Below are 7,365 nucleotides of genomic sequence, written 5' to 3'. Positions count from 1 at the left end.
TGGATGTGGGCCTTTTCCAATTCTAACGGAACGAGGAGACCTTATTTGGCTTAATCGCTGCGAATTCGCAGGCGTGACTGGCGAATAAGGTCTCTGGGGTCCGTTACAACGGGAAATCGCCGGGAAATGGACAAATAAGGTCCATACGTTCCGTTAGCAGCCCGTCGTGATCGTAATGTAAGCGCTAAAAAAAGATGTTGACAGAATGAAAACGTATACATATAATAAAAGTACAGTATGGTTTCTCTCCACTCCTATCCAATAACTTCTTGCTCCCAAGTGAGCAAGGACCGCTTCTTCGGAAGCGGTCTTTTTTTGCGTCAGCTGGTGAGCAATCTACTCGAAAAATCGAATACAATTCGCTCGTTCTGCTGGTTTCAGCCGAAATATATATGAAATTTCGTGTTTATTGGGGCATCAGGAGGGTGGAAGGCGCGATTCTGTATGAAATTTCGAATACATTTCGGATTTTTGGGCGATCGCGGCAAAATGTATGCGAAAAATCGAATACATTGCAACCGATCCCCATGCATGCTAACTACGGTACACGGCAAGCGAACTACGGTAACGGTTTGATTAGTTTCTCCTGCTGCCCCCATATCCGTACCCCTTAACTATAATCGACACCCATAAGTCACACTATCCGCATCCAAGAGAAGTTACTTCCCCACCATCCCCGGTTACTTCTACCGCGACCTAAGACAAGTTACTCAACAACAGCACTGGTACCTCGCACGCGCCCCAGGTCCAGATTATCATCAACTATTTCTCACCGCCTCACAAAACTAACGCCAGACAACAAACTTCATACCGCGGTCTATGGAACTCACACTATACATCTTTCGGACCAACACGGCGGACGATAGCACACGCACACGTTTTCAGCATCAGTTACTTCATCATGGTCATGTTATCCGTAGCTTTCTTGGCGCATTTTTTAACACGCTTAACACGCTGGAGTTAGCCCGACCGGTTGAAATGCTGCTTGCGATAGGTGAGCGGGCTGACGCCGTATTTCTTCTTAAACGCCTTGCTGAAATAATAAATGTCAGGGAAACCGGCTTGTTCGGCGACTTCTTTGATCAGCAGGGAAGGCTGCTGCAACAGTTCGCAGGCTTTGGCCAGCCGGATCCGGTTCATCTCCTCGATCAGGGTTCGGCCGGTTTTTTGCTTATATACGCGGGACAGATGGCCGTAGCTCATATGCAGCGATGCGGCTAGTGCTTCCACATTCAGACGCTCCCCGCGAAAATCCTCCAGGTACACCTCCACCTTACGAAGCAAGGCGTCCCGGGCTTGCGCAGGCTCCGAAGCTGATGCGCCGGTCTCATGTGCGGCGGTCACGCCGGACAAGACCTCCAGCAGTTGTACGAGCAGCAGCCTGAGATAAAAAGGCGACCGCCCATGTTCAGCCTCGGCAAACAGCTGAATGAGCAGCGACCGAATGCCGTAATCGTCCCGGTAGGCCCCCGGAGGCCAATCCTTCAACCGATTCAGCCGCAGGAGAAAGCTGTCGTTCGCCGGCTTTGCTGCGCTATTTTCCGCTAAATCGTCCGCTGCTTCTGTCGCAGTCTCTTCCTCTGCCGCGCCTGGAATTGGCCGAAACCGCCACCGCAAACAAATGCCCTCATGGGGATCTTCCCGAGAGTAGTCGTGCGCATGGGTCATCCCCGGAGGGATCAAAAAAAATTCGTCCGCATACACCATCACGTCCTGGTCGATAAATCGTGTTTGCATACGGCCGGACAAGACATAGTTGAATTCATACCAAGTGTGGGCGTGGGGAGGGCATTTGCCTGAACCCCCGGTTTGTTCTATCACGATATCGACCCAGTCCACCACCGCATCGCCAACCGCGATTTCACCACAGATTTTGTTCAGTGCAGGCACCAGTTCGTTACGCCATTTTTTCAAATCCATGAGCTGCTGCTCCTTTGTTCGATTTGACTCCATCATATCATAATAGGACAAAAATTGATGAGGATAAGTAATTTACTTCGCCGGGGGAGAACCGGAAAATGAGGGGGAAGGCTAACTCATATTCAGGGGAGGTACCCGATACGATGTTCTGGACGGAGGAGAAATTAAACGCACGGATTCGCGAGCTGGAGGGGTATCGATATCGCGATGCCCGGCCGATCGAGGCGTTTCGCGCGCAAGTGGATGAGGAAGGGCGCATCGGCGCCAGACCGCCCAAGGAGGGGCCGTGGTCCACAATGCAGACAGGAGAACGCTGGGAAGGCCGCGATCTTTATTTATGGCTGGAGACGGACGTCGAGCTTCCGGCCGAATGGAAAGGGCGCAAGATCGTTGGCGTGTTTGACTTCGGCAAAACGGGAGGCGGAAACAACTCCGGGTTTGAATCACTTCTGTATGTTAACGGCGAACCGTTCCAAGGCGTGGATATGAATCACCAGGAGGTATTTTTCCCGGACGAGGCTTCCGGTACGAAGGTGAAGCTGCAGTTCCGCTTATGGTCCGGTCTGGAGGGCGGCGGGAAACCGCAGGTACAGGAGCACCGGATCAAGCGGGCGGAGATCGCGTGGCTGGACGGAACGGTGGACCGTTTGTACTATACGGCCCGTGCGGTCATGCAGACGGTGGAGGTATTGCCGGCGAACGCGCCGGAGCGGACGGATTTGTTGACGGCGCTGGATCGCGCTTTCCTGCGAATCGATTGGTCCTATCCGGGATCGGAGGCGTTTTATGCGTCGCTGACGGAAGCGGAGGAGCAATTAACCCAGGTGGTGGCGGGAATGAAGAAAACGTCGCCGGTGACGGTGCAATGCATCGGGCATACGCATATCGATGTCGCCTGGTTGTGGCGGCTGAAGCATACACGGGAAAAAGCAGCCCGCAGCTTCAGCACCGTACTGCGACTGATGGAGATGTTCCCGGAATACGTGTTCCTGCAAACGCAGCCGCAGCTATACGAATATCTGAAGCAGGATTACCCGGAGCTCTATGAACAGATCAAGGAACGGGTCAAAGAAGGACGCTGGGAAGCGGCCGGCGGCATGTGGCTGGAGGCGGACTGCAATTTGACGAGCGGGGAATCGCTGGTGCGGCAGCTGCTGTATGGGACGCGGTTTTTGCGCGAGGAATTTGGCCAGGAATGCACCTATCTGTGGCTGCCGGACGTCTTTGGCTACAGCTGGGCCTTGCCGCAGATTTTACGCAAGTCGGGTATTCACACGTTCATGACAACAAAAATCAGCTGGAACCAGTACAACCGCATGCCGCATGATACGTTTTGGTGGCGCGGCATCGACGGCAGTGAGGTGCTGACCCACTTCATCACCACGCCGCAGGACGGAAATTTCTGGTGGTACACCTACAACGGGCAGATCGAGGCGTCCAGCGTGCAAGGCATCTGGGAGGCCTACCGCGATAAAGAAGTGAACAAGAAGCTCTTGCTCTCTTACGGATACGGCGATGGCGGCGGCGGCGTAAACCGCGAGCACTTGGAGCTGCGTCGGCGCCTCGACGAGATGCCGGGTCTGCCGCGTGTGACGACCGGAAGGGCGGACGATTTTTTTGCGAAGCTGCATGAGACAGTGGAAGCAGCGGATCGTTACGTCCATACGTGGGACGGCGAGTTGTACCTGGAGTACCACCGGGGAACCTATACCAGCCAGGCGTACAATAAAAAAATGAACCGGAAGCTGGAGCTGCTGTCCCGGGACGCCGAATGGCTGCTTAGCTTGCAGGCGTTGCTTGCGGGCTGCGGAAACTGGGAGGCCTATCCGAAGGCCAAGCTGGACGAAAGCTGGAAAACGATCCTGCGCAACCAGTTCCATGACATCATCCCGGGCTCGTCCATTCCAGAGGTATACCGCGATTCCAAGGAGGAGTATGCCCAAGCTGAATCGCTGCTGGAGTCGTGCCGGGAGCAGGCCATTCAAGCCTTGACGAGCGATGCGGGGGATACGTATACCGTGTGGAATCCGTCCTCTTGGCCGTTTACCGGACTGGTTGCCTTGGAAGGTCAAGACACAGACACGGGAACACAGTGGATTCAAGCGGATGGGCAAGAGCTGCAATCCGAATTCGACGGGACGACCGTGTGGGTACGCGTGGAGAACGTGCCGCCGCTTGGCTTTGTAACGATCCAACGTAAGAAGGACGGGCAAGCAAATAACGCGGTGACAAGCGAACCGTTTAAAGCGCGGCCAAACGGGATCGAAACTCCGATTTATAACATTGAGTGGAACGACCGCGGGCAGCTGATCTCCATCTTCGACCGCGTCGCTGGCCGTGAAGTGCTGGCTTCCGGCGAACGGGGCAACGTGCTGCAGGTGTTTGAGGATAAGCCCAAAATGTTTGAGGCTTGGGACATCGATGTGTTCTATCAGGAGAAGCAGCGCGAGGTTGAGCAACTCCAAGAATGCAAGGTCGTTACCGGTACGCTGCGGGCTGTCGTCACATTTACCTGGACGTACATGAGCTCGACGATTCGCCAGCAGATGATTCTGTATGCCGATAACCGGCGGATCGATTTCCGGACTTGGGTGGATTGGCAGGAACGTCAGCAGCTGCTGAAGGTTGCTTTTCCAGTGGACATTCGGGCGACGGAAGCGACTTACGACATTCAGTATGGCAACGTGAAGCGCCCAACGCATTGGAACACGTCGTGGGATTTCGCCCGCTTCGAAACGGTCGGGCATCAATGGGTGGATTTGTCGGAGCGCGGCTATGGGGTTAGTCTGCTGAATGATTGCAAGTACGGGCATGACATTAAGGATCATGTGATACGCCTGTCGCTGCTGAAATCGGCAACGTACCCAGACCCGCAGGCGGATCGCGGCGAGCATGAATTTACGTATGCGCTGTATCCGCATGAGGGGGATTGGTCCGAAGGCGGTACCGTGCAGGCGGCAGCGCTCCTGAATCAACCGGTATACGCTACGCCAGGTACGGCTCATACTCCGTCGTTCTCCTTGCTCCAAACGAGCGGCAGTGCGGATGTCGTCATCGATGCGGTGAAAAAAGCGGAAGACGACGATAGCGTGATCGTCCGTTTCCATGAATATAAGGGCGGCCGGGGCCGCGTCCGGTTACACGTCGGAGTGCCCGTGGCGTCCTGGCAGGAAACCGACCTGATGGAACGTCCGGCCGGAGAGCTGTCCTCCGCAGATACGATTGAGCTGACAGTGACGCCTTATGAAATCAAGACGATTCGTCTTCAGTTGAAATAAAGATGGGCGAAACGGGCGCCTCCTCAGTTGTCGGAAGTGGGGGCGCCTGTTAGCGTTTCAATATCGTTAGAACCATAGAAAAATAAAACCACCAGAATAATGATCACAATCCATTCGGAAAAACCTTCGCCGTCAAATTGACCCATGTGGCAAACCCCCGTAATCGTAATTAAGTTCAAAGCGTACAATCTCCATTTGGCGTCCGCTGAAATGAACAGGCATTTGGAGCAACTCCGGCTTACGACAACGAACGCCAGCATTAGGAGGAACTGTCCGCTTTTTTCTTCATGGCATTAATGATGTCGTTGATGGTGAGATCCCCGTTTTCATTGAGGAAATTCAGCAGTTTATCGGCGTTCGCGTCGCTGCTGATCGTTTTGTACTCGCCAACCAAGGAGACGAACATGGTCGCGTTTCGGTATAACTGGACGGATCCACGCGTAGTTTGCCGGAGAGCAGCAGCGCAGCTACGGTGTATTCCGGGGTTTTAGGCCGGAAGCCGCCTTTTTTGCCGTTCTTCTTGCTGGAAGACGAGGACTTGTTCTTTCCGGCTGAGTTCATGGCTTTACCTTCCTTAACTTGATGGAGTCCAGTTGCTTGTCATGGGGAACAGGTCGAACCGATCCCGAAATCGATCCTAAATCGATTCCTAGGAGTGCCCTGTTATTTATGCTATGCAACCGCGCGGGGTTGGTGTAGACGAAGAGACGCAAACGATCCACCTATTCCACCATCTGGACGGGATTGACAATCCAGGCAGGGACCGGTAGAGTAATAATTGAATTGCATAGGAAATCCACTAGGGGCGCCGTCATCGGCTGAGACAAGAGATCATCTTGGACCCTTTGAACCTGATCTAGTTCATACTAGCGTAGGAAAGTGGAGCCGGCCCCAAGTGACATGCGCTTAGGCTGCCATGAGTATATCGGTATGCCTAGGGTTCATCCAGCCGCTCCCTCTACGGAGCGGCTTTTTTGCGTGCTCTGGCAGCTCGGTTTGCCGTTGTCCTCTCAGAGGATTTCCTTGCCAAAATTTGTGGAGGTGGAGAAGTTGGGATTTTCTCAAGAGTTGCGTAGGCAGGCGGACGGAATTTATCAAGCGATATTTGATCATCCCTTTGTCAGAGGTATTGCGGAAGGCCGGTTACAGAAAGAACAGCTCATTCATTACGTCAAGCAAGATTTTGAGTATCTGAATGCTTACATGCGAATTTACGGGATCGCGATTTCCAAGTGCCAGACCCGCGAGGAGATTGCGTTGTTCAATCAACAGATCGATTTCATTTTAAACAGTGAGATTCATCCGCATCACAATTTTTGCCGGGTGGCCGGGGTGAAATTTGAAGATTTGCAAGGCTTTCCGCTAGCCCCTTCGGCTCATCATTATATCCGTCATATGCTGACGGTGGCCCACGAAGGAAGTTTGGGAGAAATATACGCCGTGCTCCTGCCTTGTCCGTGGACTTATCTGGAGATTGGCAAGAAGCTGTTGGAGGAAGTGCAGCCGACGCCGGAGCATCCGTACTATGAGTGGATCACTTTCTACGGTCAACGGGCAGGAGGCGTCACAGAGAAGTTCATGCGGGCGTTGGACCAATGGGCGGAAACCGCCAATGCGGCGGAGCGTCAACGCATGACCGAGCATTTTTTGCAGAGCTGCCAGCTCGAATATCTCTTCTGGGATATGGCGTATCGGTTGGAAGATTGGCCGGTTGCGGTGCCGGTGCTTCAGCTGTAACTCCGCGCCGATTCGCTATCCATCCATGCCCAAAGCCAAATGATCGAAAGAGAGGTTGAACTTATATGAGTTTGCTGGAAAAAGAGCTATCCGAAGTGCTGCAAAAGGTGCAAAATACGAAACCGCTCGTTCATAACATCACGAACGTGGTTGTCACGAATTTTACGGCGAACGGCTTGTACGCGCTTGGCGCGTCGCCGGTCATGGCGTATGCGCCGGAGGAGGTGGCCGATATGGCCAAGATCGCCGGCGCGCTTGTCCTTAACATCGGCACGTTGTCGACGCCGCAGGTGGAGGCGATGATCCTTGCCGGCCAGTCGGCGAACGCTCACGGCGTGCCGGTGCTGCTTGACCCGGTGGGCGCGGGAGCTACCGCCTTCCGGACCGAGTCGGCGCTGAGCATCCTGCGCGAGGTGAAGGTGTCGCTCGT

The 7,365-nt window shown here is 54.1% G+C and carries 6 protein-coding genes and 1 riboswitch; of the genes, 3 read left to right on the top strand and 3 right to left on the bottom strand.

Annotation, left to right across the window (positions count from 1 at the left end):
* Positions 1-960 precede the first annotated feature (960 nt).
* Positions 961-1,920: a helix-turn-helix transcriptional regulator gene (locus POTG_RS21745; protein WP_009227006.1), complete on the bottom strand. Its 960-nt coding sequence runs from the start codon at positions 1,918-1,920 to the stop codon at positions 961-963.
* Between the two features lie 143 nt (positions 1,921-2,063).
* Here POTG_RS21745 and POTG_RS21740 point away from each other — a divergent pair, with 143 nt between their 5' ends.
* Positions 2,064-5,198 carry an alpha-mannosidase gene (locus tag POTG_RS21740; protein WP_009227005.1) on the top strand — a complete coding sequence of 1,045 codons (3,135 nt, stop codon included), beginning with the start codon at positions 2,064-2,066 and terminating at the stop codon, positions 5,196-5,198.
* Positions 5,199-5,221: 23 nt separating this feature from the next.
* On the opposite strand, the gene POTG_RS25180 is transcribed toward POTG_RS21740, so the two are convergent.
* Together POTG_RS25180 and POTG_RS25035 are read right to left on the bottom strand one after the other, a co-directional pair.
* Entirely contained in the window at positions 5,222-5,344 is a 123-nt protein-coding gene (locus POTG_RS25180) for a hypothetical protein (protein ID WP_260071681.1), read from the bottom strand.
* Positions 5,345-5,457: 113 nt separating this feature from the next.
* The gene (locus tag POTG_RS25035) at positions 5,458-5,604 is read right to left on the bottom strand and encodes a hypothetical protein (protein WP_009227003.1); all 147 of its coding nucleotides are present in this window, start codon (positions 5,602-5,604) and stop codon (positions 5,458-5,460) included.
* Positions 5,605-5,989: 385 nt separating this feature from the next.
* Positions 5,990-6,093, top strand: a riboswitch (TPP riboswitch).
* A gap of 155 nt (positions 6,094-6,248) precedes the next feature.
* Between POTG_RS25035 and tenA the strand changes: the two genes are divergently transcribed.
* Both tenA and POTG_RS21720 read left to right on the top strand, forming a co-directional pair.
* Entirely contained in the window at positions 6,249-6,935 is a 687-nt protein-coding gene (tenA, locus tag POTG_RS21725) for a thiaminase II (protein ID WP_036646632.1), read from the top strand.
* A 65-nt stretch (positions 6,936-7,000) separates the two neighbouring features.
* On the top strand, positions 7,001-7,365 hold a 365-nt coding region (locus tag POTG_RS21720; protein WP_009227001.1), incomplete at its 3' end, for a hydroxyethylthiazole kinase.

The organism is Paenibacillus sp. oral taxon 786 str. D14, assembly GCF_000159955.1.
Classification (GTDB): Bacteria; Bacillota; Bacilli; order Paenibacillales; family Paenibacillaceae; genus Fontibacillus; species Fontibacillus phoenicis.
Note: the sequence above shows the minus strand (reverse complement) of the source record. Positions and strands in the feature narration are given on the sequence as shown.